Here is a 26,413-nt window from a genome sequence, read left to right as displayed (position 1 = left end):
TCTTGTTCTGGGCAGGCAATAACGCCTGCGGGAACAAAACTATGGCGCGTGACCGGGCGTGGCGCCAGCGACGTTCGTCTTGTGAATCGACGACCATCAGGCGAGCCGATAGCCCTTCATCGCGATCAGTTGGAAGGCAACTGGGGCGGTGCGGCCAGCTGGATTTCCTGAATGGTTTCGATCTGCTCGTGGGCGACGTGCACGCCGGTGAGTTCGCCGATCAGGCGCCAGTGCTCGTCAAGCCCGGTGCTGATGGTGGCCATGCGATCGATCATGTGGCGGCCGGCGGTCTTGACCACTTCGTCTTCACTGCGCAGCAGTTCGAAGGACAAGGAGGTGACCGAAGCGGTCAGATGAGTCAGTGAGCGTGCCGTGTGGCCCAGCAATTCCATTAACAGTTTTTCTTTCGATTCCATGCGGAGGCTTCCTGCGTCGCTCGTGAGTTATTTATAACCCAGCACTTTGCTTTAGCAAATGTTTCAGGTCTGACATCCGACCAGCGCTTCCATGGCCGACCGGTCGCAAACCGACCAGGCCTGCTCCATCCCCGCCCTGCCTGATTGCCAAGCCCGGCGGCGCCAGTGTACAAAGGTCTGGAACCCGGCTCCAAACCGGCGCTTCGAGTGACCTCGTCACCCCCGCACAATCCGCAAAAATCGTAGCCTATTGGAAAAACGCGACATTTAGTGTCAATATCGCGCCTCCCCCTATTTCGTCGCCCCGTGCGGCTTACGCCGCAGGTCTCGCCCGTTGTTCCTGTAAACAAGGCTTTGAGCATCTGCGGTTTGTAGCAAAAAGGTAGTCAATGATGAGCGCAAGGCACTTTCTCTCCCTGATGGATTGCACGCCCGAAGAGCTGGTCAGCGTGATCCGTCGAGGCGTTGAGCTCAAGGACCTGCGTAACCGCGGCGTACTGTTCGAGCCTCTGAAAAACCGCGTCCTGGGGATGATCTTCGAGAAATCCTCGACCCGTACCCGGATCTCCTTCGAGGCCGGCATGATCCAGCTCGGTGGCCAGGCGATCTTCCTTTCGCCGCGCGACACCCAACTGGGCCGTGGCGAGCCCATCGGCGACTGCGCCATCGTCATGTCGAGCATGCTCGACGCGGTGATGATCCGTACCTTTGCCCACAGCACCCTGACCGAATTCGCCGCCAACTCCCGCGTGCCGGTGATCAACGGCCTGTCCGATGACCTGCACCCGTGCCAGTTGCTGGCCGACATGCAGACTTTCCTCGAACACCGTGGCTCGATCCAGGGCAAGACCGTGGCCTGGATCGGCGACGGCAACAACATGTGCAACAGCTATATAGAAGCGGCGATCCAGTTCGACTTCCAGTTGCGCGTGGCCTGCCCGGAAGGCTACGAGCCGAATCCCGAGTTCGTCGCCAGGGCCGGTGACCGCGTGACCATCGTCCGCGACCCGAAGGACGCCGTGCGCGGTGCGCATCTGGTGAGCACCGACGTCTGGACCTCCATGGGCCAGGAAGAAGAAACCGCCAAGCGTCTCCAGCTGTTCGCGCCGTTCCAGGTCAATCGCGCCCTGCTCGACCTGGCCGCCGAGGACGTGCTATTCATGCACTGCCTGCCTGCCCACCGCGGGGAGGAAATCAGCCTCGACCTGCTCGATGACCCGCGCTCCGTCGCCTGGGATCAGGCAGAAAACCGTCTCCACGCACAGAAGGCCCTGCTCGAGTTCCTCGTCGAACCGGCATATCACCACGCATGAGTCATGAATTACTGCTGAACCTGCGCAACCTCGCTTGCGGCTATCAAGATCAACGTGTGGTGCAGAACCTCAATCTGCACCTCAACGCCGGTGACATCGGTTGCCTGCTCGGTTCCTCGGGCTGCGGCAAGACCACCACCCTGCGCGCCATCGCCGGTTTCGAGCCGGTACATGAAGGGGAAATCCAGCTCGGCGGTGAAACCATCTCCAGCGCCGGCTTCACCCTCGCCCCGGAAAAACGCCGGATCGGCATGGTGTTTCAGGACTACGCACTGTTCCCGCACCTGAGCGTCGCGGACAACATCGCCTTCGGCATTCGCAAGCACCCGAACAAGGAGCGAGTCGTCGAAGAGTTGCTGGAACTGGTCAACCTGAAGAACCTCGGCAAGCGCTTCCCGCACGAACTGTCCGGTGGACAGCAACAACGTGTCGCCCTCGCCCGCGCCCTGGCGCCGGAGCCGCAACTGCTGCTGCTCGACGAGCCGTTTTCCAACCTCGACGGAGAACTGCGACGCAAGCTCAGCCATGAGGTGCGCGACATTCTCAAGGCCCGTGGCACCAGCGCGATTCTGGTGACTCACGATCAGGAAGAAGCCTTCGCCGTCAGCGATCACGTCGGTGTGTTCAAGGAAGGCCGTCTGGAGCAGTGGGATACGCCGTACAACCTCTACCACGAACCGGCGACGCCGTTTGTGGCCAGTTTCATCGGTCAGGGCTACTTCATCCGCGGCCAGCTCGGCAGCCCGGAGTCGGTGCACACCGAACTCGGCGAACTGCGCGGCAATCGCGCCTACACCTGGCCGACCGGCGGCGCGGTGGATGTGCTGCTGCGTCCGGATGACATCGTTTATGCGCCGGACAGCGGCTTGAAAGCACGGATCGTCGGCAAGACCTTCCTCGGGGCTTCGACCCTGTATCGCCTGCAACTGCCTACCGGCGCGCAACTGGAATCGATCTTCCCGAGCCACGCTGACCATCAGGTTGGTGCGGATGTCGGGATTCGCGTGGCGGCTGAACATCTGGTGTTGTTCCAGGCCAGTGGCAGCACGGCAGCGCAGATTCCAGCGGTGGAAAACGGCGTTCGCCGCTACAGCACTGCGCACTGATCTGTACAAAAACAATAAGGGAGCCCGATGGCTCCCTTATTTTTTGGCTTCAGCCCAGCATCAATGTGCCGCTGGCCACCAGCGTCGCATTCCCGCCGATCTTCACCCGCTCGCCTTCCAGCCGACAGAACAGCTCCCCGCCCCGCGCCGAACGCTGGCACGCGGTCAGGCTCGATTTGCCCAGACGTTTGGACCAGTACGGAATCAGGCTGCAATGGGTCGACCCCGTGACCGGGTCTTCATCGATGCCGATCGCCGGAGCGAAGTAGCGCGAGACGAAATCATGCTGGTTACCCCGGGCTGTGACGATGGCGCCGAGCCAAGGAAGCTTGGCGAGAGCGACCATGTCCGGCGTGCAATCGAGCACCGCCTGTTCGGACTCCAGCACCACGAACAGCTCGTTGGAACTCAGAACATCCACTGCCTGGACATTCAGCGCACGCTCGATCTCCACGGTGACGCCTTTCTCCACCGCTTCAATGGCCGGGAAATCCAGCCAAAGCCGGCCACCTTCGCGGCTGACACTCAACGGCCCGGACTTGCAGGTGAAATCCAGACGCTCGGCTGTTTCCTTGTAGATCTCGTACAACACATAGGCACTGGCCAGCGTGGCGTGACCGCACAACGGCACCTCGGTGGTCGGCGTGAACCAGCGGATATGCCAGGCCTGGCCTTCGCGCACCAGAAACGCGGTTTCCGCCAGATTGTGTTCGGCGGCGATTTTCTGCATCAAGTCGTCCGCGAGCCAGGCGTCGAGCCGATAGACCATCGCCGGGTTGCCACTGAACGGCCGATCACTGAATGCGTCGACCTGATGAAACTCGAGCTGCATAACCTTCTCCCTGTGTCAGTCGAAAGAGCATGCCGCTACGGCTCGTTCATCGCCAGTGACAGAACCGGTCAATTTTTCTCATACAGAACTCAGGCGCGACCGATGTCGGCGAACTTCGCCTGGGTGTGCTCGGCGAGGACGGCGGGCGCCAGTTCGACTTCCAGGCCGCGTCGACCGGCACTGACATAAATGCTCGCAAAACCCTGGGCGGAATTATCAATGAAGGTGCGCAGGCGTTTTTTCTGCCCCAGCGGGCTGATGCCGCCCAACAGGTAACCGGTGGAACGTTGCGCGGCGGCCGGGTCGGCCATTTCCACTTTCTTCACTCCGGCAGCGTGAGCCAGCCCTTTGAGGTCGAGACTTCCGACGACCGGCACCACCGCCACCAGCAATTCGCCTTTTTCGCTGGCTGCCAGCAGCGTCTTGAACACCTGCGCCGGCTCCAGCCCCAGCTTTTCCGCGGCCTCCAGGCCGTAGGACGCGGCCTTGGGGTCATGTTCGTAACTGTGCACGCGATGTTCGGCACGAACTTTTTTCAACAAGTCCAACGCAGGGGTCATGGCAGCTCCAGGCTCGGCAGTGGCAAAAAATCCTGCGCCGGATTCTAGGCCATCGCCACGCAAAAGGCTCTACTGCGCGCCACGTTTCCCGGGGCTTGCAGGCTGACAGCCGCATTGCCCAACGGGTGCCCCGCAGGATCATTCACCTGACTGATAGTTTATTTGTGACTGACGGTTCACTTTCGACCTTTGACAGCTTTGTTTCTTGTCTATATTTTTTCGAATCTGAATAATGTAAGAATTATCGTCACCGCAGCACCCAGCAGTAAACCGGGAACAGGATGGGGATCCTGCCCCGGCGAAAATCGCGCCTTGCCCTGTCGGCAAACGCGCCAGACAACAACAAAAACCGAGGTTTTCAATGACAACTGCGTTACAGCAACCATCGCTCTCGAGCCAATGCCTGGCCGAGTTTCTGGGTACTGCACTGCTGATCTTTTTCGGTACAGGCTGCGTCGCCGCGCTCAAGGTCGCGGGCGCAAGCTTCGGTCTGTGGGAAATCAGCATCATCTGGGGTGTCGGCGTGAGCATGGCGATCTACCTCACCGCCGGAGTTTCCGGCGCGCACCTGAACCCTGCCGTCAGTATCGCCCTGAGCATTTTCGCCGACTTCGAAAAGCGCAAACTGCCGTTCTACATTCTTTCCCAGGTCGCCGGCGCCTTCTGCGGCGCGCTGTTGGTTTACACGCTTTACAGCAACCTGTTCTTCGATTTCGAACAAACTCACCATATGGTTCGTGGCTCGGCTGCCAGCCTGGAACTGGCCTCGGTGTTCTCCACCTTCCCGAACCCTGCGCTGTCGACTGCCCAGGCGTTCCTGGTCGAGGTAATCATCACGGCGATCCTGATGGGCGTGATCATGTCCCTGACCGACGACAACAACGGCCTGCCGAAAGGCCCGCTTGCGCCGCTGCTGATCGGCCTGCTGATTGCCGTGATCGGCAGTTCGATGGGCCCGCTGACCGGTTTCGCGATGAACCCGGCCCGTGACTTCGGTCCGAAACTGATGACTTTCTTCGCGGGCTGGGGTGAAATTTCCTTCACCGGCGCCCGTGAAATCCCGTACTTCCTGATTCCGATTTTTGCACCGATTGTCGGTGCCTGCCTCGGCGCTGCCGGGTATCGCGGGCTGATTGCCCGTCACCTGACCGGCGCCACACCTGCTACAAAGGACGCAGAACCGGCCATTGACGGCAAACCAAGAACTTCTTGAAACAGTCGGCGCGGGTTCCTGCCCATTTCGAGCCCGCGCCACGGCCCACTCACCCTTATTTCGTCCAAGGCAATCGACATGACCGACATTCAGAATAAGAACTACATCATTGCCCTCGATCAGGGTACGACCAGCTCCCGCGCGATCATTTTCGACCGCGATGCGAACGTGGTCTGCACCGCGCAGCGCGAATTCGCCCAGCATTACCCGCAAGCCGGTTGGGTCGAACACGACCCGATGGAAATCTTCGCCACCCAGAGCGCAGTAATGGTTGAAGCGCTGGCCCAGGCCGGTCTGCATCACGACCAGGTAGCTGCCATCGGCATCACCAACCAGCGTGAAACCACCGTGGTCTGGGACAAGACCACCGGCCGCCCGGTCTACAACGCGATCGTCTGGCAATGCCGCCGCAGCACCGAGATCTGCCAGCAGCTCAAGCGCGACGGTCATGAAGACTACATCCGCGAGAACACCGGCCTGGTCACCGACCCGTACTTCTCCGGCACCAAACTGAAGTGGATCCTCGACAATGTCGAAGGCAGCCGCGAACGTGCGCGCAATGGCGAACTGCTGTTCGGCACCGTCGACAGCTGGCTGATCTGGAAATTCACCGGCGGCAAGGTGCACGTCACCGACTACACCAACGCCTCGCGGACCATGCTCTTCAACATCCACTCGCTGGAGTGGGATTCGAAGATGCTGGAGATCCTCGACATCCCGCGCGAGATGCTGCCGGAAGTCAAAGCCTCCTCGGAAATCTACGGTCGCACCAAGAGCGGCATCGCCATTGGCGGTATCGCCGGTGACCAGCAAGCTGCACTGTTCGGCCAGATGTGCGTCGAGCCGGGCCAGGCGAAAAACACCTACGGCACCGGCTGCTTCCTGCTGATGAACACCGGCGACAAAGCGGTGAAATCGCAACACGGCATGCTCACCACCATCGCCTGCGGCCCGCGCGGCGAAGTGGCCTACGCACTGGAAGGCGCTGTGTTCAACGGCGGTTCGACCGTGCAGTGGCTGCGCGATGAACTGAAAATCATCAACGACGCCCACGACACCGAGTACTTCGCCAATAAAGTGAAGGACAGCAACGGCGTGTATCTGGTGCCAGCCTTCACCGGCCTCGGCGCTCCCTACTGGGACCCGTATGCCCGTGGCGCGCTGTTCGGCCTGACTCGCGGCGTACGCGTGGATCACATCATCCGCGCGGCGCTGGAATCGATCGCCTACCAGACCCGCGACGTGCTCGACGCCATGCAACAGGACTCCGGCGAACGCCTCAAGGCCCTGCGCGTGGACGGCGGTGCGGTGGCGAACAACTTCCTGATGCAGTTCCAGGCCGACATCCTCGGCACTCAGGTCGAGCGCCCGCAAATGCGCGAAACCACTGCACTGGGTGCGGCGTACCTGGCCGGCCTGGCGTGCGGCTTCTGGGGCAGCCTGGAAGAACTGCGCGGCAAGGCGGTCATCGAGCGCGAGTTCGAACCGAGCCTGGACGAAGCGGCAAAAGAGAAGCTGTATAAAGGCTGGAAAAAAGCCGTCAGCCGTACCCGTGACTGGGAACGTGAGGACGCTGAATAAGCCAGTCTGAGGACTGGTAACGGCATGTAACTGGTCGGGAGCGGATTCCTGCGGCATCATGGGCAAATTTTGCACGGCAGCCCAAAGGAAGCCCCATGAATCTGCCTCCCCGTCAGCAGCAAATCCTCGAGCTGGTCCGCGAACGCGGCTATGTGAGCATCGAGGAAATGGCCACGCTGTTCGTTGTTACCCCGCAAACCATCCGCCGCGATATCAATCAACTGGCGGAAGCCAATCTGCTGCGTCGCTACCATGGCGGCGCCGCCTATGATTCCAGCGTCGAAAACACTGCCTATGCGATGCGCGCCGATCAGATGCGCGATGAAAAACAACGCATCGGTGAAGCCATCGCCGCGCAGATCCCCGATCACGCCTCGCTGTTCATCAACATCGGCACCACCACCGAATCCATCGCCCGCGCCCTGCTCAACCACAGTCATCTGAAAATCATCACCAACAATCTGCACGTCGCTTCGATGCTCAGCGCCAAGGATGATTTCGATGTGTTGCTCACCGGCGGCAATGTCCGTCGCGACGGCGGCGTGGTGGGTCAGGCGAGCGTGGACTTCATCAATCAGTTCAAGGTCGACTTTGCGCTGGTGGGCATCAGCGGTATCGACGAAGACGGCAGCCTGCTCGATTTCGATTACCAGGAAGTGCGGGTGTCCCAGGCGATCATCGCCAATGCCCGGCAGGTGATCCTGGCGGCAGACTCCAGCAAATTCGGCCGGAACGCGATGATTCGACTTGGCCCGATCAGCCTGATCGATTGCCTGGTCACCGACCAGCAGCCGGTGCCGGCCCTGGCGCAACTGCTGAGCCAGAACAAGATTCGTCTGGAAGTCGTTTAACCCTCCTCACGCATAAGGCGCCTTCATGGGCGCCTTATGCGCATCTGATGTTCGAATATTTTCTTTTAGCCGCCCTTCGATGAGTTTTTTCAATCGAAGTCGACTGGCTGCGCGCGTCTTTATGGGCTACCATTTTCGCAAATGAACATTCATGTTCGATTTCCAAGACAGAAAATCAAAAGAGCCCGAGGCCAGCCGATGTCCACCTCTACCTTGCGTACGCCCCCTATCTCCGAGATCTACGATATCGCCGTCATTGGCGGCGGGATCAATGGCGTGGGGATCGCAGCGGATGCCGCCGGTCGCGGTCTTTCGGTGTTCCTTTGCGAAAAGGACGACCTGGCCAGCCATACCTCGTCGGCCAGCAGCAAGCTGATCCACGGTGGTCTGCGCTACCTCGAACATTATGAATTCCGTCTGGTGCGCGAAGCCCTGGCCGAACGCGAAGTGCTGCTGGCCAAGGCCCCGCACATCGTCAAACCAATGCGCTTCGTGCTGCCGCACCGTCCGCACCTGCGCCCGGCCTGGATGATCCGTGCCGGCCTGTTCCTGTACGACAACCTCGGCAAGCGCGAAAAGCTCGCAGGTTCGAAAAGCCTGAAGTTCGGCGCCGACAGCGCGCTGAAAAGCGAAATCACCAAAGGTTTCGAATACTCCGACTGCTGGGTCGATGACGCCCGCCTCGTGGTACTGAACGCCATGGCCGCCCGTGAAAAAGGCGCGCATGTGCACACCCAGACCCGTTGCGTCAGCGCCCGCCGCGCCAAAGGCCTGTGGCACCTGAACCTGGAACGCGCCGACGGCAGCCTGTTCTCGATCACCGCCAAGGCACTGGTGAACGCCGCCGGCCCGTGGGTCGCCAAGTTCATCCGTGACGACCTGAAGATGGAGTCGCCGTATGGCATCCGCCTGATCCAGGGCAGCCACATCATCGTGCCGAAACTGTACGAAGGTGATCACGCGCACATCCTGCAAAACGAAGATCAGCGCATCGTTTTCACCATTCCGTACCTGAACAACCTGACGCTGATCGGCACCACCGACCGCGAGTACACAGGCGACCCGGCCAAAGTGGCGATCACCGACGGCGAAACCGATTACCTGCTGAAAGTGGTCAACGCCCACTTCAAGAAGCAGATCAGCCGTGACGACATCCTGCACACCTACTCGGGCGTCCGTCCGCTGTGCAACGACGAATCCGACAACCCTTCGGCCGTGACCCGCGACTACACCCTGGCGCTGTCCGGCAGCACCGAAGAAGCACCGTTGCTGTCGGTGTTCGGCGGCAAGCTGACCACCTACCGCAAACTCGCCGAGTCGGCGATGGCACAACTGATGCCGTTCTTCACCCAGATGCGTCCGAGCTGGACCGCCAGCGCCACGCTGCCGGGCGGCGAAGACATGACCACGCCGCAGGCCTTGAGCGCGCTGATCCGCGACAAGTTCGACTTCGTCCCGAGCGAAATCGCCCGCCGCTGGGCCACCACCTACGGCAGCCGCACCTGGCGCATGCTCGAAGGCGTGGACAGCCTGGCCGACATGGGCGAACACATCGGCGGCGGTCTCTACACCCGTGAAGTCGACTACCTGTGCGCCGAAGAGTGGGCCACCACCGCTCACGACATCCTGTGGCGCCGCAGCAAGCTGGGCCTGTTCACCACCCCGGCCGAACAGGAAAAACTGGCGGCGTACCTGAGCCAGGTCGAGCAGAACCGCAGCAAGATCGAAGCGGCCTGATCTTCAAGCCGCATTGACCAAAGCCCCTGAATCTCACGATTCAGGGGCTTTTTGCGTTACTGCGCCAGATGCAGCAGGAGGAAATCGATAAACGCCCGCGACTTGTGCGGCAGATGCGCGGTATTGGGAAATACGACGTTGATCGACTGAGAAGGCAACGTATACGCCGGCAACAGGCGAACCAGCCGTCCGCTGGCGATATCGTCCTCGACCACCCAGCCCGGCAGCACCGAGACACCTAGCGACGACAAGGTCATCGAGCGAATCGCCGTGGAAGAATTGGATTCGAAATGGCTGGTGCCATTGACCTCCACCGTCCCTCCCCGATCATCGCGCAGTACCCATTGCGTGGGCGCCTGCAAGTTGCTGTTGGCAATCCATGGCACACCGTTCAGGTCTTGCGGCTGTGCCACCGGGTGACGCTCGACAAACGCCGGAGTCGCCACCAGCACGATTTGATAATCCGCCAGCTTGCGGCTCTTGAAGGCGGAATCCGCCAGATTGCCCAGACGCACCACCAAATCCAGCTTTTCCGCCACCAGATCATTCAGTGACGAGTTGAAGTTGTAGCACAGGCGAATTTCCGGATAACGCTCGCTGAACAATGGAACCAACGGAAGTATGAACTTCTCGCCGTATTCACTGGTTGAACTAATTCGTAACTTTCCAGAAACCCGGTTATTACCCTTCAGAACATTATCAAAGGCATTATCGATGTCCGCGACAATCCCCTTGAACTCTTCATAAAAGTCCTGACCAATTTCAGTCAGCGATATATTCCGGGTATTGCGGATCAGCAACGTCGCCGAAAGAACTTCTTCCAGCGCCTTGACATGCAGGCTGGCCATGGCTTTGCTGATACTCAGGTAATTCGCGGCCTTGGTGTAAGAGCCGAAGTCGACCACGGCGAGAAATGTCTGAACCCGATTCAGATGAGAATGCATGGCGGTAGCGTTCACTGTTTAATCCTTTCAAACATTGTTTCAAGGATAGTCGTATCGACACTCCAAGTCCATCGCCCCTATGCTTTGCGACAAAGAGGAAACAACAATGAACTATCGCTACAAGATCGCGCTGATCTTTCTGATCGGCTTTTTTATTGACTGCATAAACATATTCATGTCCGCCGTGGCATTACCGAGCATATCGGCGACATTGCAAGTAAGCAGTTCTTCGGTGGCCTGGGTGGCGAATGCCTACATCCTCGGCCTGACCCTGATCATTCCTGTCAGCACCTGGCTAGCCGGGCGTTTCGGCAGCCGCGAGATTCTCACCGCTTCGATGCTGGTATTCACCGGTTCCGTGTGGATGTGCGGCCTGGCCGACAGCTTCCATGAACTGGTGATCTGGCGCTTCGTCCAGGGCATCGGTGGCGGGTTGTTGATTCCGGTGGGTCAGGCGTTGACCTTCAACCTGTTCCAGGGCGAGCAACGGGCGAAAATCTCCACCCTGGTGATGGCCGTGGCCCTGATCGCCCCGGCCATTTCGCCGACCGTCGGCGGCATCATCGTCGACAACAGTTCGTGGCGCTGGGTGTTCTACAGCAACATTCCGTTTTCGCTGATCGCCGCCGGATTATCGTGGTTCTGGATTCGCGAAAGCCGACCGACCAGCCTGGCGCGCCCGGACATCCTCGGCCTGCTGCTGGTCAGTGCCGCGCTGGGCAGCCTGCTGATGGGCATGTCGCTGTACGGCGGCGACTATCCTGCCATCGAGGCCATTGCCTGTGTCGCGGCGGGCCTGATGTTCGTGGCGCTGTACCTGCTGCATTACCGTCGCAAGAGCGACGCGATCATTGACCTGAGCCTGCTCAAGAGCAAAAAGCTCAGCACCTCGATCTTCATCTATTACGCGATTCCCGGGGTGTTCACCGGGGTCAATCTGATGAGCATCTTCTTTCTGCAGAACACCCTGCACTTCAGCGCCCGCCTCACCGGCATGTTCATGATCCTCTACGCCATCGGTGCATTCATCGCGATGCTCACCTGCGGCCGGGTCTACAACAAAATCGGCGCCCGGCGCCTGTTCACCCTCGGCATGCTGATCCACAGCGCCGGCATCGCCACCCTGATGCTGGTGGATGCGCCGACCGATATCGGGGTGATCGTGATCGCCTACAGCCTGATGGGCATCGGCGGCGGGATCGGCGCCAACACCGCGCAAACCACCTCGCTGATGGACTTCAAGGGCAGCGAAACCCACAAGGCCAGTGTGATCTGGAACATCAACCGGCAGATGTCGTTCAGCGTCGGCGCGGCCCTGTTCCTCATGATCTACAACCTGCTGCTCAAACAGTTCGACTCGACCCCGGCCTATCACGCCACGTTCGCGATTGCTGCACTGGTCGGACTGTTCCCGCTGTTTCAAATGAGCCAACTGAACCCTCCAAAGGAATGCCATGAACAACAACCCGGTTGAACTAGCCCGCCACAGCATCCACCACGTGCATGAACTGATTCATCGTGTCTTCACCAATGCCGACGGCGCCGGCGAAGCCGCCATCGCGCCACTGATGGATGTCTTCAGCGAAGACTTCAGCATGGTCACCACCTCGGCCGCCGTGGTCGGGCGGGCCCAGGTCGAGCAACTGTTCAAAGGTGCGGTCGGTGCCCGTCCGGGCCTGGAGATCGACATCAGCGACCTGCACACGATCTGGCACGAAGGCCCGACCGTCGCCCTGCGCTACAAGGAAACCCATCGCCAGAACCAGCGCGAGACTTCGCGCATTTCCGTGGCGATCCTGCGCGTGCACCAGCACAGCACCCGCTGGCTGTACCTGCACGAAACGCCGCTGGCCCAGGAAAACCCGGCATGAATTACACCGTTACCCATTGCCGGATGCTGTCGGCATCAATCAAGGAAATCACCGTCACCGGCGCTCCCGCCGCCCCGCAATCGGCCCATGCCGGGGGGCACTTCAAATGGCTGATAGCGCCCTCGGGCGAATGGCGTCATTACTCCACCGTGGAGCTGGGCGACAGTGCCGAAGGTCGTTTCACTTTCGCCATTCGCCTCAGTGACGACTCCCCCAGCAGCCAGTACCTGCGCTCGCTGGCGGCCGGCGACCAGGTGCAGCTCGAAGGCCCGTTCAATACTTTCAACTACCCGCTCGACACCCGGACCGGTCGCGACATCGCGATTGCCGGCGGCATCGGCATCACTCCGCTGACCGGGATCCTGCGGCATCTGACCGAGCTGGAGCGTTCGGCGCACCTGCATTACTTCGCCCGCAGCGTCGACGATGCGGCCTACGCCGAAGATCTGCGTTCACTGCTGCAAGACCGCATGAACCTGCACCTGTCCGGCCAGCGCCCGGCGATTCACCAGGTACTCGCTGACCTGTGCGCCGAAGACCGGCTCTACGTCTGCGGCCCGGCGGCGATGCTCAACGACATCCTGAGCCACGCCGAATCCGCCGGGCTGCCCCGCGATCGCATTCATCTGGAGGTGTTCAACGTCGCCCGGAATGAAGGCGCCCGGGGTTTCACGGTCGAGGCGGCAGATTCCGCCGTGAGCATCGAGGTCGGTCCCGACCAGACCTTGCTCGAAGCCCTGGAAGCCGCGGGTCTGGACCCGATCTCTGACTGCCGTCGCGGCGAGTGCGGCGTCTGCGCGCTGGACGTGCTGGAAGGCGACGTCGAGCACCGGGATTTCATCATGAGCGAACAAGAAGCGGCCTGCAGCGCACGGATCTATCCCTGCGTTTCCCGGGCGAAAAGCCCACGCCTGAAGCTGGCGATCTGAAGAGGACACCCCGTTGGACAACTATTTCAATGGCAGAGAAGTGCACAAGTCTCTGTTCCTTGATCAACAACTGTTCGAACAGGAACAGCAACGCGTCTTTGCCGCAAGCTGGTGCTACCTGGGCCACGACAGCCTGATCCCCGAAACCGGCGATTACTTCACCGCCACCCTCGCCGCCCAGCCGCTGGCCATGGTGCGCCAGAAGAACGGCGACATCGTGGTGCTGCACAACCGCTGCCCGCACAAGGGCGTGAAAGTGCTGGCCGAAGCGCGTGGCAACGTGGGCCGCTTCATGCGCTGCCCCTATCACGCCTGGACGTTCAAGACCGACGGCGAGCTGTTGAGCATCCCGGTGAAAAAGGAATACGACGACTGCGACCTGAGCAGTTGCTCGGCCCACAAGGGTATGCAGCCGGTTGCGGCGGTGCGCAACTATCGCGGTTTCGTGTTCGTGCGCCTGAGTGAAACCGGCATGGGTTTCGACGAGTTTTTCGGCGAGTCGCTGTCAACGCTGGACAACATGGTCATGCGCTCCCCGCAAGGCAAGCTGCGCGTGGTCGGTCAGCCGCTGCTGCACAAGCATCGCTGCAACTGGAAGATGGTCGTCGACAACCAGACCGATACCTGCCACCCGATGATCGCCCACGAATCCTCGGCCGGCGAAGCCATTCGCCTGTGGAAGGAAACCGGTGACCAGAGCCAGCCTGCGCCGATGGCCGTGGAACTGTTCTCGCCGTTCATGGCCTCGTATGAATTCTTCGCCGGCATGGGCATCCGCGTCTGGCCCAACGGCCACGGACACACCGGGGTCAGCAACTCGATCCACAAGGCCTACACGGGCATTCCCGGTTACTGGGAGCTGATGGTGGAAAGCTACGGCGAAGACCAGGCCCGGGCCATTCTCGACGATACCCGGCACAACACCGTGTATTTCCCCAACCTGATGGTCAAGGGCCCGATCCAGACGCTGCGGGTGATCCGCCCGGTGAGTGCGCAGGAAACCATCGTCGAGTCGTGGATCTTCGAACTGCAGGGCGCCCCGGTGCAACTGCTGGAACGCACCGTGCAATACAACAACCTGATCAACTCGCCATGCTCGATGGTCGCCCATGACGACGTGGAGATGTACGAGCGCGCCATGGAAGGCCTGCACAGCGACGCCAACGAATGGGTCAACGTTGCCCGCCTGTTCGAACCGGGCGAGACCTACGACCAGACCCGCGTGGTGTCCGGCACCAGTGAACTGGCGATGCGCAACTTCTACGACAACTGGCAAAACCTGATGCGGGACGACCATGCACCACGATCAAACTGAACGGGCCATCGAGCGTTTGCTCGAGACCGAAATGCACCTGCTCGATCAACAGGACTTCGACGCCTGGCAGCAATTGCTGAGTGATGACTACACCTACTGGATTCCGATGACCCGCGAACAGCGCAGCCCGCTGCACGAATCCTCGCTGGTGTATGAAGACCGCTTCCTGACCACCCTGCGCATCAACCGCCTGGCCAATGCCCGCAACTTTTCCCAACAGCCGAAAAGCCGTTGCCTGCACATTGCCCAGCGTCCCCGGATCACGATTGAAGAGCCGTCCTGCAGCGCCGTCGCCAGCAGCAATCTGCTGTATTGCGAAGCCCGTGGCGAGCGCGAATGGCATTACCCCGCCACCGTCGAACATCGCCTGATCAACCTCGGCGGCGAGTGGAAAATCCAGGGCAAGAAGATCCTGTTGCTCAACCCCGACCGCGCCCTCGAAAGCCTGCAGCTCATCATCTGACCGACCGAGAATTACCCCTGTGAACTCCATGAACATTCCTGCCAGCCAGGATACCGCGTGCCTGTCTTTCCCCTATGTCGACCTGCTCTACGATTACGGTCAGTTCCTGCGCAACGCCGACCAGGCCATCGGAAACCTGCCGGCACTCACGGCGGAAAAACACATCGGCATCGTCGGCGCCGGCCTGACCGGGCTGGTGGCGGCCTATGAACTGCTGCGTGCCGGTGCCCGTCGCGTGACCCTGTTCGAGGCTGAAGAAAGCCACATCGGCGGTCGCCTGTTGACTCAATGCTTCGATGAAGAACAACCGCAGTTCATCGCGGAAATGGGCGCCATGCGCTTTCCACCGAGCGAGGTCGGGCTGTTCCATTACCTCAACAAGTTCGGCATCCAGACCACCGAAGCCTTTCCCGATCCGGGGGTGGTCGATACCGAACTGCATTATCGTGGCGAGGCCCATCACTGGGCCGCGATGCAACCGCCGCCGGCGCTGTTCAGCACCGTGCATCAGGGCTGGAATGCCTTTCTGCGCGAAGGCGCGGTACTGGACGACGGCACCAGCCTTGCCCCGCCGCTGCTGCTGACCGAACTGCTCAAGCAGCAGAATTACTGCGAAGTGCAGCCGGAATGGCAACGCTATCTGGACTGCTTCGGTGACAGCTCTTTCTACTCGGCGATGGTGCGCATCTTCACCAGCAAGAACCCGCCGGGCGGCAAGGTCTGGCGCAAACCGGAAGACTTCCACCTGTTCGGCTCGCTGGGTATCGGCTCTGGTGGTTTCCAGTCGGTCTATCGCGCCTCGTTCACCGAGATTCTGCGGCTGGTGGTCAACGCGCTGGAGGTCAATCAGCGGCTGGTGCCGAACGGCATCTCCTCGCTGGCAGAGCTGATCGCCGACACCCGGTTCAACGGCATGCAACTGCGCGACATGATCTGCCGTACCCGCATCGAATCGATCAACAAGGGCCCCGACGGACAGATCCTGCTGGCCGGCAGCAACGGTGAAACCTACGCCTGCGACCGGGTGATCACCACCACCACGACCCGCGCCCTGCAGGTCAACCTCAAGCTCACCCAGAACCAGGCGTTCGTGAATCGCGACGTGGCCCGGGCCATCAACGAAACCCACATGGTCGGATCCTCCAAGCTGTTCATCCTGACCAGGGACAAGTTCTGGCTCAAACACGGCCTGGCGCAGAACATCCAGACCGACACCCTGGTCAAGGGCGTGTACTGCCTGGACTACGCGCCACAGGACCCGGACTCCTGGGGCGTGGTGCTGATCAGTTACACCTGGGAAGACGACTCGCACAAGATGGTTTCCATGACCGACAAAGTGCAGCGCTGCCTGCGCCTGGTGGACGAGCTGGCGATGAGCGCGCCGGAATTCGCCCGCCACCTGATCCCGCTCAACGGCGACTACCAGCGCTACGTGCTCGAATACGACTGGCTGACCGACAAGCATGCCCTCGGCGCCTTCAAGCTGAATTTCCCCGGCGACGACATCTATTCCGAGCGTCTGTTCTATCAGTTCCGCACCGCTCTCGATCCGCGTCAGGACACCGGCCTTTACCTGGCGGGCTGCGGCGCTTCGTTCACCGGCGGCTGGGCCGAAGGTTCGATCCAGACGGCCCTGAACGCCGCCTGCTCGGTCATCAGCAGCCTGGGTGGCGACCTGATCGACGGCAATCCGCTCGACGGGCTGGTTCCGCAGTACCGCTACTGCTGATTGCGTCCCTTTCATTTCGCCGAGACTTTCCATGTACAGACAGTTTTCCATCGAACAGCTCGTCAACGGATTTCGCCGTGGCGAGCTCTGCCTCGACACCTGGCAGCAGGCCCTGCGCGAGCGCCATGAGCGGGCGCAGCATCTGCACAGTTTCATCACGTTCGACCCCGCGACGTTCGCCTACACGCCGGACGCGGATCGCCTGGCGCCGCTGTACGGACTGCCGGTGTCTTTCAAGGACAACATCAATGTCAGCGGCATGCCGACCACCGCCGGCACCCCTGGCCTGGCCGATTACCGGCCGCAGCACGACGCCGGTATCGTGGCGCGCTTCAAGCAACTGGGCGCTCGGGTGGTGGGCAAGAACAACATGCACGAACTGTCGTTCGGCGTGACGTCGGCCAATCACACCTACGGTGCGGTCATCAACCCGGCCAGCGAGCTGCATGGCGCCGGTGGCAGCAGCGGTGGCTGTGCCGCCGCTGTCGCCGCCGGGCTGGTGCCCTGCGCGGTAGGCACCGATACCGGCGGCTCGGTGCGCATCCCCGCGGCGTTCTGCGGCGTCGTCGGCCTGCGCCCGACGACCGGCGAATACCCGGCCGACGGCATCGTCCCGGTCTCGCAGACCAAGGACACACCAGGCCTGCTGACGCGCACGGTGGAAGACTGCCGGTTCGTCCACGGCCACCTGACCGGCCGGCACCTGCCGGCGCTGTCCGAAGATCGTGCGCTGCGCATCGGTATTCCCGAACGCTTCCTCTGGGCCGATCTGGACAACAACGTCAGCCGCGACTGCCGCGCCGCCATCAACGCGCTCGCCGGCGCCGGCATGGAAATCGTTGCGGTCGACGATACGGTGATCGGCGAGATCAACGAGTGCATTCAGTTCCCGCTGCCGATCTACGAATTCTTCATCGACTTTCCACGGTTCCTGATGAAGGAAGGCCGCGGTGGAGAATTCCTCGACATCCTGGCGCGGATCGGCGATCCCGGGATCAAGAAAATCCTCACTGCACAGCTGGAAAGCCCGGCGATCTCCTACACCGACTATGTGCAGGCCTTGATGGGCAAGGTCCGGCTGGAGCAGGAGTACCGGCAACTGTTCAGTCGCCACCAGCTGGACTTGATGGCTTATCCGACGGTCAGTTGCAGTGCGCCGTTGCTGGCTGATTGCGCGGATGAAAGCCATTTCGAGCGGTTCGTGCGCAACACCGATCCGGCCAGCAACCTCGCAGCGCCGAGCATGACCGTGCCGGTGGCGGCGAAGGGTTCGCTGCCGGTGGGCCTGTCGTTCGACGCATTGCCGGGGCAGGACGGATTTCTGTTGCAGGCCGTGAGCCGGTTGTCCCCCCTGCTGAACATTCGATGAGCACGGCTCGCCCCGACAAGGGGCGAGCCGGATCGAACCTTCCATAACAAAATCAATGCAGGCCCAGCCATGCGTGCCACGTCACTTGCTTCATCCCCTTCCCCCGCCGCACTCGAACGCTCGCCCTCGGTCCTGGGCGGCGCCATGATCATCGGCGGAACCATCGTCGGCGCCGGAATGTTTTCCCTGCCGGTGGTCATGTCCGGGCTATGGTTTTACGGGTCGGTCGCCGTGTTGGTGTTTGCCTGGTTCTGCACCTTGCATTCGGGCCTGATGATTCTCGAGGCCAACCTCAACTACCACGAAGGCGCGAGCTTCTCGACCATCACCCGTGATCTGCTGGGTCGTACCTGGAACCGGATCAACGGCCTGAGCATCGTCTTCGTGCTCTACACCCTGACCTACGCCTACATTTCCGCCAGCGGTTCAGTGATCCATCACACCGTGCAGTCCATGGGTGTCTCGCTGTCACCGCGTGCCGGCGGGCTGGGTTTTACCGTGCTGGTGGCGTTCATCGTCTGGCTCAGCACCTCGGCGGTGAGCCGGATGACCACCGTGGTGTTCGGCGCAAAGATCCTGGCATTCTTTCTGACCTTCGGCGGCCTGCTCGGCCATGTACAACCGGCCACGCTGTTCGACCTGAACAGCGGCACCACCAGCTACTGGCCCTATCTGCTGGTAACCCTGCCCTTCTGCCTGACTTCGTTCGGATTCCACGGCAACGTGCCGAGCCTGATGAAGCATTTCGGCAAGGACCCGAAGCGAATCCGTGCCTGCCTGCTGGGCGGCACGCTGATCGCACTGGGCCTGTATCTGGTGTGGATGCTGTGCAGCATGGGCAACATTGAGCGCGAAGCCTTCAAGGGCATCGCCCAGCGTGGCGGCAACATCGACGTGCTGATCAGCGCTCTGGGCTCACGCCTGGACAGCGCCAATGTCGACCTGCTGCTGACTTTCTTCTCCAACTTCGCCGTGGCCTGCTCGTTTCTCGGCGTGACCCTGGGCCTGTTCGACTATCTGGCCGACGTGCTCGGTTTCGACGATCGGCCCATGGGCCGCCTGCGGACCGCTGCCGCGACTTTCCTGCCACCGATGCTCTGCGGGTTTCTCTGGCCGGAAGGCTTCATTCACGCCATCGGTTTCGCCGGGCTGGCCGCCACGCTCTGGGCCGTCATCACCCCGGCACTGCTGGCCCGGGCCTCGCGCAAACGCTTTGGCAGCCCGCTCTATCGGGTCTGGGGCGGGACGCCAATGATCGCTCTGGTGCTGTTTTTCGGCGTGATCTGCGCGGTCGCGCACCTGCTGTTCACCCTGGACCTGCTGCCGGTCTGGCGCTGAATCGCCGGCATTCGGTTTTCCGAACGCGACCTGTCGGTCGGTTCGGATAACCGGATCAGAATCGCTGAAAAACACCATCACAAAACTTTAATCACCAGCAAAATCAATCAGTTAACTTGTTGCAACTGGTCTGGCACGACTCATGCTCTACACTCCTTCGACGAATGCCTGTTGCGCCAGCACAACAGGAGCCGTCAGGCATTCGAAGCACAAAAGGGCCCGCTCAACCGGCTCCATAAAAAAAACAATGTCGAGGAAAATTTGATGCGCATCGTTCCCCATATCCTGGGCGCAGCCATTGCTGCCGCTCTGATCAGCACACCAGTTTTCGCTGCCGAGCTCACCGGCACCCTTAAGAAGATCAACGACTCGGGCACCATCACCCTCGGGCATCGTGACAGCTCCATTCCCTTCTCCTACATCGCCGATGCTTCGGGCAAACCTGTGGGCTACTCCCACGACATTCAGGTCGCTATCGTCGAAGCCCTGAAAAAAGACCTTAACAAGCCTGACCTGAACGCCAAGTACAACCTGGTCACCTCGCAAACCCGTATTCCGCTGGTGCAGAACGGCACCGTGGACATCGAGTGCGGCTCCACCACCAACAACGCCGAGCGCGCCCAGCAGGTCGACTTCACCGTCAACATCTTCGAAATCGGCACCCGCCTGCTGGTCAAGAAAGACAAGGAAGGCAAGCCGTCCTACGCTGACTTTGCCGACCTGAAAGGCAAGAACGTCGTGACCACCGCCGGCACCACCTCCGAGCGCATCATCAAGGCGATGAACGCTGACAAGCAGATGGGCATGAACGTCATCTCCGCCAAGGACCACGGCGAATCCTTCCAGATGCTGGAAAGCGGCCGCGCTGTTGCCTTCATGATGGACGACGCCCTGCTGGCCGGCGAAGAAGCCAAAGCCAAGAAGCCGGACGACTGGGTCATCACCGGTACTCCACAGTCCTTCGAAGCCTACGCGTGCATGGTTCGTAAAGACGATCCCGCCTTCAAGAAGGCTGTAGACGACGCCATCGTCGCGCTCTACAAGTCCGGCGAGATCAACAAGATCTACAGCAAGTGGTTCGAGAGCCCGATCCCGCCGAAGGGTCTGAACCTGAACTTCCCGATGAGCGAAAAGGTTAAAGAGCTGATCGCCAATCCGAGCGACAAGCCTGCGCCAGACGTAAAAATCTGACACTGATCTAACCTTGTCACCTGAGGGAGCCAACCCTCCCTCGGGCGACAGTTAATACCTGCTGGTTTCAACTGGAACACTCGACCTGGTGGTTTTCGAGCCGATCGCGTGTGCCTGACGTTCAACGTCAGACGGGAAAGGATCTTCCCCAGGCGGGCACTTGTACATCGATCGAATCGAGGGGAGACCCTAATGAATTACAACTGGGACTGGGGCGTGTTCTTCAAGTCCACCGGCGTGGGCAGCGAGACCTATCTCGACTGGTTCATCTCCGGCCTGGGCTGGACCATCGCCATCGCCGTCGTGGCTTGGATCATCGCCCTGTTGCTGGGCTCGCTGCTGGGCATCATGCGCACCGTGCCGAACCGCATCGTGGCGGGCATCGCGACCTGCTACGTCGAACTGTTCCGCAACGTGCCGCTGCTGGTTCAGCTGTTCATCTGGTACTTCCTGGTACCCGACATGCTGCCGCAGAACCTGCAGGACTGGTACAAACAGGATCTGAACCCGACCACCTCGGCCTACCTGAGCGTTGTCGTGTGCCTGGGCCTGTTCACCGCCGCCCGTGTCTGCGAACAGGTTCGCACCGGTATCCAGGCGCTGCCGCGCGGCCAGGAATCCGCCGCCCGCGCCATGGGTTTCAAGCTGCCACAGATCTACTGGAACGTGCTGCTGCCCCAGGCCTACCGGATCATCATTCCGCCGCTCACCTCGGAATTTTTGAACGTGTTCAAGAACTCCTCCGTGGCGTCGCTGATCGGTCTGATGGAACTGCTGGCGCAAACCAAACAGACCGCCGAGTTCTCGGCCAACCTGTTTGAAGCCTTCACTCTGGCAACCCTGATCTATTTCACCCTGAACATGAGCCTGATGCTGCTGATGCGCATGGTCGAGAAGAAAGTCTCCGTGCCCGGCCTGATCTCCGTGGGGGGTAAATGATGGAATTCGATTTCAGTGGCATCGTCCCGGCCATTCCCGGCCTGTGGAACGGCATGCTGATGACCCTCAAGCTGATGGCGCTGGGCGTGGTCGGCGGGATCATCCTCGGTACCATTCTTGCGCTGTGCCGTCTGTCCCACAGCAAACTGCTGTCGAACCTCGCCGGCGCCTACGTCAACTATTTCCGTTCGATCCCGCTGCTGCTGGTGATCACCTGGTTCTACCTGGCGGTGCCGTTCGTGCTGCGCTGGATCACCGGCGAAGACACCCCGATCGGCGCGTTCACCTCGTGCATCGTGGCCTTCATGATGTTCGAAGCGGCGTACTTCTGCGAAATCGTCCGGGCCGGCGTGCAGTCGATTCCCAAGGGTCAGATGGGTGCCGCCCAGGCACTGGGCATGACCTACGGCCAGATGATGCGCCTGATCATCCTGCCCCAGGCGTTCCGCAAGATGACCCCGCTGCTGCTGCAGCAGAGCATCATCCTGTTCCAGGACACCTCGCTGGTTTACACCGTGGGCCTGGTGGACTTCCTCAACTCCGCCCGCTCCAGCGGCGACATCATCGGACGCTCCAACGAGTTCCTGATCTTTGCCGGTGTCGTCTACTTCATCATCAGCTTTGCCGCCTCGCAGCTGGTCAAGCGTCTGCAAAAAAGGTTCGCCGTATGATCTCTATCAAGAACATCAACAAGTGGTATGGGGACTTCCAGGTGCTGACCGATTGCAGCACCGAGGTCAAAAAGGGTGAAGTGATCGTGGTCTGCGGTCCGTCCGGTTCGGGCAAGTCGACCCTGATCAAGTGCGTCAACGCGCTGGAGCCGTTCCAGAAAGGCGACATCGTGGTCGACGGCACGTCGATTGCCGACCCTAAGACCAACCTGCCGAAACTGCGCTCGCGCGTCGGCATGGTGTTCCAGCATTTCGAACTGTTCCCGCACCTGACCATCACCGAAAACCTGACCATCGCGCAGATCAAGGTGCTGGGCCGCAGCAAGGAAGAGGCGACCAAGAAAGGCCTGCAACTGCTTGATCGCGTCGGCCTGTCGGCTCACGCCCACAAGCACCCGGGCCAACTGTCCGGTGGTCAGCAACAGCGTGTGGCGATTGCCCGTGCGCTGGCGATGGACCCGATCGTCATGCTGTTCGACGAACCGACCTCGGCGCTGGACCCGGAAATGGTCAACGAAGTGCTCGACGTGATGGTGCAACTGGCCCACGAAGGCATGACCATGATGTGCGTGACCCACGAAATGGGCTTCGCCCGCAAAGTGGCCGACCGCGTGATCTTCATGGATGCCGGCAAGATCATCGAAGACTGCAAGAAGGAAGAGTTCTTCGGCGACATCAGCCAGCGCTCCGAACGCGCGCAGCATTTCCTCGAGAAAATCCTGCAGCACTAAAAAACTGCCGGACTCCCCGACAGCAACTGTCGGGGAGTCCGGGTGGTTGACCCAAGGCATCTGTGATGAAATGCGACCCCAATCTCTATCGCGCAACCACGCCATCACTTGCCGTGAAACCCCGTCTGATCCGCCATTTGTTCCTGCCGCCGCTGGTCATCATCCTGATGGTCGGACTGGGTTACGCCGGCTTCTGGATCAGTGAACGCTTCGGCATCCGCAGCCTCAGCGAAAACGGACAGCGCCAGCTCGAACTGAACGCCCGCGCCGTCGAAAGCGAAATCAGCAAATACACCTACCTGCCCAGCCTGCTGGAACTCGAATCGAGCGTTTCGCAGTTGCTCGGCGACCCGACCCCGGAACACCGGCAAACGGTCAACGATTACCTGGAAGGCCTGAACCGGCGCAGCCGCAGTCGGGCCATCTATGTCATGGACACCACCGGCCGGGTCATGGCCACCAGCAACTGGCGCGACGTCGACAGTTACCTCGGCGAAGACCTGTCCTTCCGCGCCTACTTCCAGAAAGCCGTGCGTGGTGAACCCGGACGCTTCTACGGGATCGGCAGCACCAATGGCGAACCCGGCTATTACCTGGCCCACGGCCTGGAAGAACACGGCAAGATCATCGGCGTCGCGGTGGTCAAGGTGCGCATGGAAGCCATGGAGGAGCGCTGGCAACGGGCGCGCCTGGAAGCCTTCGTCAGTGACGAGAACGGCATCATCATTCTCTCCAGCGACCCGGCCCGACGCCTGAAATCCGTGGTGCCGCTGAGCGACGAGACCAAGGAAAAACTCGCCCGCAGCCTGCAGTACTACTGGTTCCCGCTCAACGAACTGCAACCGCTGGCCCGGGAAACCCTGGCCGAAGGCGTGGAGAAACTCACCTTCCCGGCCAACAGCGAAGTCCTGCCGCAACAGGACCGCGACGAAGAGAACATCAGTTACCTGGCACAGACCCGGCCATTGAGCGACACGCCGTGGAATTTCACCCTGCTCACGCCGCTGCAGGACCTGCGGCGCGAAGCGATCAATCAGGGAATTCTGGTGGCCGTCGCTTTTGCGCTGGTGGCGTTCCTGCTGATTGCCTGGAACGAGCGGCGCAAGGTCATCGCCACCCGCCTCGCCGCCCGGGAAGCCCTGCAGGAAGCCAACAATCAGCTGGAGCGTCGGATTACCGAACGCACCGCCGACCTGCGGGCCAGCAACGAACGGCTCAAGAGTCAGATCCGCGAACGCCGTCAGGCCGAAGAAACCCTGCGCCGGGCCCAGGACGAACTGGTGCAGGCCGGCAAGCTCGCGGCCATCGGCCAGATGTCCACCAGCATCGCCCACGAACTGAACCAGCCACTGGCGGCGATGCGCACGCTGTCGGGCAATACCGTGCGCTTTCTGGAGCGCGGCCAGCTGGATGTCGCCAGCACCAACCTCAAGACCATCAACGACCTGATCGATCGCATGGGCCGGATCACCGCCAGCCTGCGCTCGTTCGCCCGGCGCGGTGACGACAAGGGCCGCGCCAGCCTCGGCAAAGCGGTGGACGCGGCGCTGCAAGTGCTCGGCGCCCGTGTCGAAAAAGCCGCGCTGCAAGTGCACCGTCAGTTCATTGATGAGCAAGTGCAGATCGACCAGACGCGCCTGGAGCAGATACTGGTCAACCTGATCGGCAACGCCCTCGACGCCATGCAGGCACAACCGCTGCCGGAGCTATGGCTGGAAGGCGAAGAATTCGACGGCAAATATCGCCTGCGGGTGCGCGACAACGGTCACGGTATCGACGCCGAAGCGCGCAAGCATCTGTTCGAACCGTTCTTCACCACCAAACCCGGCGAACAGGGTCTGGGCCTCGGCCTGACCCTTTCCGCCAGCCTGGCCGCCGCCACCGGCGGGCATCTGGGTGTCGAGCACCCGGCCGGCGGTGGTACCACCTTCGTCCTCAGTTTACCGTTGGTAAGCCCTACTCCTGCCGAGCCAATATGAACAACGACCTTAGTGTGCTGATCGTCGAAGACGATCCCCATGTGCTGCTCGGCTGCCAGCAGGCACTGACCCTGGAAGACATCCCCTGCATCGGCGTCGGCAGTGCCGAAGAAGCGCTGGAGCGGGTCGGCGACAATTTCGCCGGCATCGTCATCAGCGACATCCGCCTGCCCGGCATCGATGGCCTGGAACTGCTGACCCGCCTCAAGCAACGGGACCGCAGCCTGCCGGTGGTGTTGATCACCGGTCACGGCGATATCTCCATGGCGGTCGGCGCGATGCAGAAAGGCGCCTACGACTTCATGGAAAAACCGTTCTCCCCGGAACGGCTGGTGGATGTGGCCCGACGTGCGCTGGAGCAACGCAGCCTCGCTCGTGAGGTCTCGTCCCTGCGGCGGCAACTGGCCGAGCGCGACTCCCTTGAAGGACGGATCATCGGTCGTTCGCCAGCGATGCAGAACCTGCGCGAACTGATCGCCAACGTCGCCGATACCTCGGCCAACGTTTTGATCGAAGGCGAGACCGGTACCGGCAAGGAGCTGGTCGCCCGGTGCCTGCATGACTTCAGCCGCCGCCACACCAAACAATTCGTCGCGCTGAACTGCGGCGGCCTGCCGGAAAACCTGTTCGAAAGCGAGATCTTCGGCCACGAGGCCAACGCCTTCACCGGCGCCGGCAAGCGGCGGATCGGCAAGATCGAACACGCCGACGGCGGCACGCTGTTTCTCGATGAAGTGGAAAGCATGCCGCTGCCGTTGCAGATCAAACTGCTGCGGGTGTTGCAGGAGCGCACCCTCGAACGCCTCGGTTCGAACCAGAGCGTGGCGGTGGATTGCCGGGTGATCGCGGCGACCAAGTCCGACCTCGACGAATCGAGCAAGGCCGGCGAATTTCGCAGCGACTTGTACTACCGCCTCAACGTGGTGACACTGGAACTGCCGCCCCTGCGCGAACGCCGCGAAGACATCCTGCAACTGTTCGAACACTTCACCCAGCAATCGGCCCTGCGCTTCGACCGCGCGTTACCGGAACTGGACAACCAGACCCTGTCCAGCCTGATGAGCCACGACTGGCCGGGCAACGTCCGTGAACTGCGCAACGTCGCCGAGCGCTTCGCCCTCGGTTTGCCGGCCTTCAAGAAGTCCGGCGCCGGCAGCGGCGGCCAGGGCCTGGCGTTCGCCGAAGCGGTGGAAGCCTTCGAACGCAACCTGCTCAGCGATGCCCTGCAGCGCAGCGGCGGCAACCTGACCCAGGCCAGCCTGGAGCTGGGCATGGCCAAGACCACGCTGTTCGACAAAGTAAAAAAGTACGGCCTGAGCCATTAAGCGAGAACGA

General features: G+C 61.1%; 24 protein-coding genes. 20 read left to right on the top strand and 4 right to left on the bottom strand.

All coding sequences use genetic code 11. The annotated features are described in order from the left end of the window. Positions 1-125: 125 nt before the first annotated feature. A complete protein-coding gene (locus ACKLNA_RS12040) occupies positions 126-416 on the bottom strand; it encodes a hypothetical protein (protein WP_065258633.1) in 291 nt (96 codons plus the stop codon). Between the two features lie 392 nt (positions 417-808). On the opposite strand from ACKLNA_RS12040, the gene argF reads away from it, so the two are divergent. Both argF and ACKLNA_RS12030 read left to right on the top strand, forming a co-directional pair. Then, positions 809-1,729: an ornithine carbamoyltransferase gene (gene argF / locus ACKLNA_RS12035; RefSeq protein WP_085709493.1), complete on the top strand. Its 921-nt coding sequence runs from the start codon at positions 809-811 to the stop codon at positions 1,727-1,729. Next, a complete protein-coding gene (locus tag ACKLNA_RS12030; RefSeq protein ID WP_114885218.1) occupies positions 1,726-2,835 on the top strand; it encodes an ABC transporter ATP-binding protein in 1,110 nt (369 codons plus the stop codon). Before argF ends, ACKLNA_RS12030 begins: the two co-directional genes overlap by 4 nt. Positions 2,836-2,884: 49 nt before the next feature. Here the strand turns inward: ACKLNA_RS12030 and ACKLNA_RS12025 are convergent, their stop codons facing one another. Both ACKLNA_RS12025 and ybaK read right to left on the bottom strand, forming a co-directional pair. Next, positions 2,885-3,667: a PhzF family phenazine biosynthesis protein gene (locus ACKLNA_RS12025; protein WP_408985984.1), complete on the bottom strand. Its 783-nt coding sequence runs from the start codon at positions 3,665-3,667 to the stop codon at positions 2,885-2,887. 89 nt (positions 3,668-3,756) lie between these two features. Continuing rightward, positions 3,757-4,227 (bottom strand): Cys-tRNA(Pro) deacylase, encoded by a 471-nt coding sequence (gene ybaK, locus ACKLNA_RS12020; RefSeq protein ID WP_408985983.1) that lies wholly within the window; start codon positions 4,225-4,227, stop codon positions 3,757-3,759. Between the two features lie 361 nt (positions 4,228-4,588). On the opposite strand from ybaK, the gene ACKLNA_RS12015 reads away from it, so the two are divergent. From ACKLNA_RS12015 to glpD, 4 genes are all read left to right on the top strand, one after another. Then, positions 4,589-5,440 carry an MIP/aquaporin family protein gene (locus ACKLNA_RS12015; RefSeq protein WP_134827960.1) on the top strand — a complete coding sequence of 284 codons (852 nt, stop codon included), beginning with the start codon at positions 4,589-4,591 and terminating at the stop codon, positions 5,438-5,440. Between the two features lie 78 nt (positions 5,441-5,518). After that, positions 5,519-7,021 (top strand): glycerol kinase GlpK, encoded by a 1,503-nt coding sequence (gene glpK / locus ACKLNA_RS12010; protein ID WP_085709488.1) that lies wholly within the window; start codon positions 5,519-5,521, stop codon positions 7,019-7,021. Positions 7,022-7,116: 95 nt separating this feature from the next. Continuing rightward, positions 7,117-7,872 carry a DeoR family transcriptional regulator gene (locus ACKLNA_RS12005; protein ID WP_085709487.1) on the top strand — a complete coding sequence of 252 codons (756 nt, stop codon included), beginning with the start codon at positions 7,117-7,119 and terminating at the stop codon, positions 7,870-7,872. A 198-nt stretch (positions 7,873-8,070) separates the two neighbouring features. Further along, positions 8,071-9,609, top strand: coding sequence for a glycerol-3-phosphate dehydrogenase (gene glpD / locus ACKLNA_RS12000; protein WP_408985982.1), 1,539 nt, complete (start codon positions 8,071-8,073; stop codon positions 9,607-9,609). Between the two features lie 56 nt (positions 9,610-9,665). Here glpD and ACKLNA_RS11995 read toward each other — a convergent pair whose 3' ends face one another. Further along, a complete protein-coding gene (locus tag ACKLNA_RS11995) occupies positions 9,666-10,553 on the bottom strand; it encodes a LysR family transcriptional regulator (protein WP_408986124.1) in 888 nt (295 codons plus the stop codon). Between the two features lie 106 nt (positions 10,554-10,659). Between ACKLNA_RS11995 and ACKLNA_RS11990 the strand changes: the two genes are divergently transcribed. The 14 genes from ACKLNA_RS11990 to ACKLNA_RS11925 all read left to right on the top strand — a co-directional run bounded on the left by ACKLNA_RS11990 (position 10,660) and on the right by ACKLNA_RS11925 (position 26,403). After that, positions 10,660-12,027 (top strand): MFS transporter, encoded by a 1,368-nt coding sequence (locus ACKLNA_RS11990; RefSeq protein WP_408985981.1) that lies wholly within the window; start codon positions 10,660-10,662, stop codon positions 12,025-12,027. Beyond that, positions 12,008-12,424: a DUF4440 domain-containing protein gene (locus ACKLNA_RS11985; RefSeq protein ID WP_114885232.1), complete on the top strand. Its 417-nt coding sequence runs from the start codon at positions 12,008-12,010 to the stop codon at positions 12,422-12,424. Before ACKLNA_RS11990 ends, ACKLNA_RS11985 begins: the two co-directional genes overlap by 20 nt. Further along, positions 12,421-13,353 (top strand): PDR/VanB family oxidoreductase, encoded by a 933-nt coding sequence (locus tag ACKLNA_RS11980; protein WP_408985980.1) that lies wholly within the window; start codon positions 12,421-12,423, stop codon positions 13,351-13,353. The genes ACKLNA_RS11985 and ACKLNA_RS11980 overlap by 4 nt, the downstream gene beginning before the upstream one ends. A gap of 40 nt (positions 13,354-13,393) precedes the next feature. Beyond that, on the top strand, positions 13,394-14,668 hold the full coding sequence (locus tag ACKLNA_RS11975; RefSeq protein WP_408985979.1) for an aromatic ring-hydroxylating dioxygenase subunit alpha: 1,275 nt from the start codon (positions 13,394-13,396) through the stop codon (positions 14,666-14,668). Then, a complete protein-coding gene (locus tag ACKLNA_RS11970) occupies positions 14,649-15,131 on the top strand; it encodes an aromatic-ring-hydroxylating dioxygenase subunit beta (protein WP_408985978.1) in 483 nt (160 codons plus the stop codon). Before ACKLNA_RS11975 ends, ACKLNA_RS11970 begins: the two co-directional genes overlap by 20 nt. Before the next feature lie 28 nt (positions 15,132-15,159). Further along, a complete protein-coding gene (locus ACKLNA_RS11965) occupies positions 15,160-16,860 on the top strand; it encodes an NAD(P)/FAD-dependent oxidoreductase (protein WP_408985977.1) in 1,701 nt (566 codons plus the stop codon). 31 nt (positions 16,861-16,891) lie between these two features. Continuing rightward, entirely contained in the window at positions 16,892-18,229 is a 1,338-nt protein-coding gene (locus ACKLNA_RS11960; RefSeq protein WP_408985976.1) for an amidase family protein, read from the top strand. Between the two features lie 69 nt (positions 18,230-18,298). Next, positions 18,299-19,567: a tryptophan permease gene (gene mtr / locus ACKLNA_RS11955; RefSeq protein ID WP_408985975.1), complete on the top strand. Its 1,269-nt coding sequence runs from the start codon at positions 18,299-18,301 to the stop codon at positions 19,565-19,567. A 264-nt stretch (positions 19,568-19,831) separates the two neighbouring features. Further along, a complete protein-coding gene (locus tag ACKLNA_RS11950) occupies positions 19,832-20,758 on the top strand; it encodes a glutamate/aspartate ABC transporter substrate-binding protein (protein WP_085709739.1) in 927 nt (308 codons plus the stop codon). Between the two features lie 192 nt (positions 20,759-20,950). Beyond that, entirely contained in the window at positions 20,951-21,697 is a 747-nt protein-coding gene (locus ACKLNA_RS11945; RefSeq protein ID WP_085709477.1) for an amino acid ABC transporter permease, read from the top strand. Then, on the top strand, positions 21,697-22,368 hold the full coding sequence (locus tag ACKLNA_RS11940; protein WP_114885245.1) for an amino acid ABC transporter permease: 672 nt from the start codon (positions 21,697-21,699) through the stop codon (positions 22,366-22,368). The genes ACKLNA_RS11945 and ACKLNA_RS11940 overlap by 1 nt, the downstream gene beginning before the upstream one ends. Next, entirely contained in the window at positions 22,365-23,099 is a 735-nt protein-coding gene (locus ACKLNA_RS11935) for an amino acid ABC transporter ATP-binding protein (RefSeq protein WP_085709475.1), read from the top strand. Before ACKLNA_RS11940 ends, ACKLNA_RS11935 begins: the two co-directional genes overlap by 4 nt. A gap of 65 nt (positions 23,100-23,164) precedes the next feature. Next, on the top strand, positions 23,165-25,078 hold the full coding sequence (locus ACKLNA_RS11930) for an ATP-binding protein (RefSeq protein WP_408985974.1): 1,914 nt from the start codon (positions 23,165-23,167) through the stop codon (positions 25,076-25,078). Continuing rightward, positions 25,075-26,403: a sigma-54 dependent transcriptional regulator gene (locus tag ACKLNA_RS11925; RefSeq protein ID WP_085709473.1), complete on the top strand. Its 1,329-nt coding sequence runs from the start codon at positions 25,075-25,077 to the stop codon at positions 26,401-26,403. The genes ACKLNA_RS11930 and ACKLNA_RS11925 overlap by 4 nt, the downstream gene beginning before the upstream one ends. Positions 26,404-26,413: the final 10 nt, after the last annotated feature.

The sequence above is a fragment of the Pseudomonas sp. UV AK001 genome (assembly GCF_046097675.1).
Lineage (GTDB): Bacteria > Pseudomonadota > Gammaproteobacteria > Pseudomonadales > Pseudomonadaceae > Aquipseudomonas > Aquipseudomonas kribbensis.
The sequence above is the reverse complement of the archived record's forward strand: the minus strand, read 5'-3'. Positions and strand labels throughout refer to the sequence as shown.

Excerpts from the sequence above, each read along its gene's own strand:
- ybaK (WP_408985983.1), bottom strand. The coding sequence starts at position 4,227 with ATGACCCCTGCGTTGGACTTGTTGAAAAAAGTTCGTGCCGAACATCGC.
- glpK (WP_085709488.1), top strand. The coding sequence starts at position 5,519 with ATGACCGACATTCAGAATAAGAACTACATCATTGCCCTCGATCAGGGT.
- ACKLNA_RS12005 (WP_085709487.1), top strand. The coding sequence starts at position 7,117 with ATGAATCTGCCTCCCCGTCAGCAGCAAATCCTCGAGCTGGTCCGCGAA.
- ACKLNA_RS11990 (WP_408985981.1), top strand. The coding sequence starts at position 10,660 with ATGAACTATCGCTACAAGATCGCGCTGATCTTTCTGATCGGCTTTTTT.
- ACKLNA_RS11985 (WP_114885232.1), top strand. The coding sequence starts at position 12,008 with ATGAACAACAACCCGGTTGAACTAGCCCGCCACAGCATCCACCACGTG.
- ACKLNA_RS11930 (WP_408985974.1), top strand. The coding sequence starts at position 23,165 with ATGAAATGCGACCCCAATCTCTATCGCGCAACCACGCCATCACTTGCC.
- ACKLNA_RS11935 (WP_085709475.1), top strand. The coding sequence starts at position 22,365 with ATGATCTCTATCAAGAACATCAACAAGTGGTATGGGGACTTCCAGGTG.
- ACKLNA_RS11965 (WP_408985977.1), top strand. The coding sequence starts at position 15,160 with ATGAACATTCCTGCCAGCCAGGATACCGCGTGCCTGTCTTTCCCCTAT.
- ACKLNA_RS12015 (WP_134827960.1), top strand. The coding sequence starts at position 4,589 with ATGACAACTGCGTTACAGCAACCATCGCTCTCGAGCCAATGCCTGGCC.
- ACKLNA_RS12025 (WP_408985984.1), bottom strand. The coding sequence starts at position 3,667 with ATGCAGCTCGAGTTTCATCAGGTCGACGCATTCAGTGATCGGCCGTTC.
- ACKLNA_RS11940 (WP_114885245.1), top strand. The coding sequence starts at position 21,697 with ATGGAATTCGATTTCAGTGGCATCGTCCCGGCCATTCCCGGCCTGTGG.
- ACKLNA_RS11980 (WP_408985980.1), top strand. The coding sequence starts at position 12,421 with ATGAATTACACCGTTACCCATTGCCGGATGCTGTCGGCATCAATCAAG.
- ACKLNA_RS11995 (WP_408986124.1), bottom strand. The coding sequence starts at position 10,553 with ATGCATTCTCATCTGAATCGGGTTCAGACATTTCTCGCCGTGGTCGAC.
- ACKLNA_RS12040 (WP_065258633.1), bottom strand. The coding sequence starts at position 416 with ATGGAATCGAAAGAAAAACTGTTAATGGAATTGCTGGGCCACACGGCA.
- ACKLNA_RS11945 (WP_085709477.1), top strand. The coding sequence starts at position 20,951 with ATGAATTACAACTGGGACTGGGGCGTGTTCTTCAAGTCCACCGGCGTG.
- ACKLNA_RS12030 (WP_114885218.1), top strand. The coding sequence starts at position 1,726 with ATGAGTCATGAATTACTGCTGAACCTGCGCAACCTCGCTTGCGGCTAT.
- ACKLNA_RS11960 (WP_408985976.1), top strand. The coding sequence starts at position 16,892 with ATGTACAGACAGTTTTCCATCGAACAGCTCGTCAACGGATTTCGCCGT.
- ACKLNA_RS11925 (WP_085709473.1), top strand. The coding sequence starts at position 25,075 with ATGAACAACGACCTTAGTGTGCTGATCGTCGAAGACGATCCCCATGTG.
- glpD (WP_408985982.1), top strand. The coding sequence starts at position 8,071 with ATGTCCACCTCTACCTTGCGTACGCCCCCTATCTCCGAGATCTACGAT.
- argF (WP_085709493.1), top strand. The coding sequence starts at position 809 with ATGAGCGCAAGGCACTTTCTCTCCCTGATGGATTGCACGCCCGAAGAG.
- mtr (WP_408985975.1), top strand. The coding sequence starts at position 18,299 with ATGCGTGCCACGTCACTTGCTTCATCCCCTTCCCCCGCCGCACTCGAA.
- ACKLNA_RS11970 (WP_408985978.1), top strand. The coding sequence starts at position 14,649 with ATGCACCACGATCAAACTGAACGGGCCATCGAGCGTTTGCTCGAGACC.
- ACKLNA_RS11950 (WP_085709739.1), top strand. The coding sequence starts at position 19,832 with ATGCGCATCGTTCCCCATATCCTGGGCGCAGCCATTGCTGCCGCTCTG.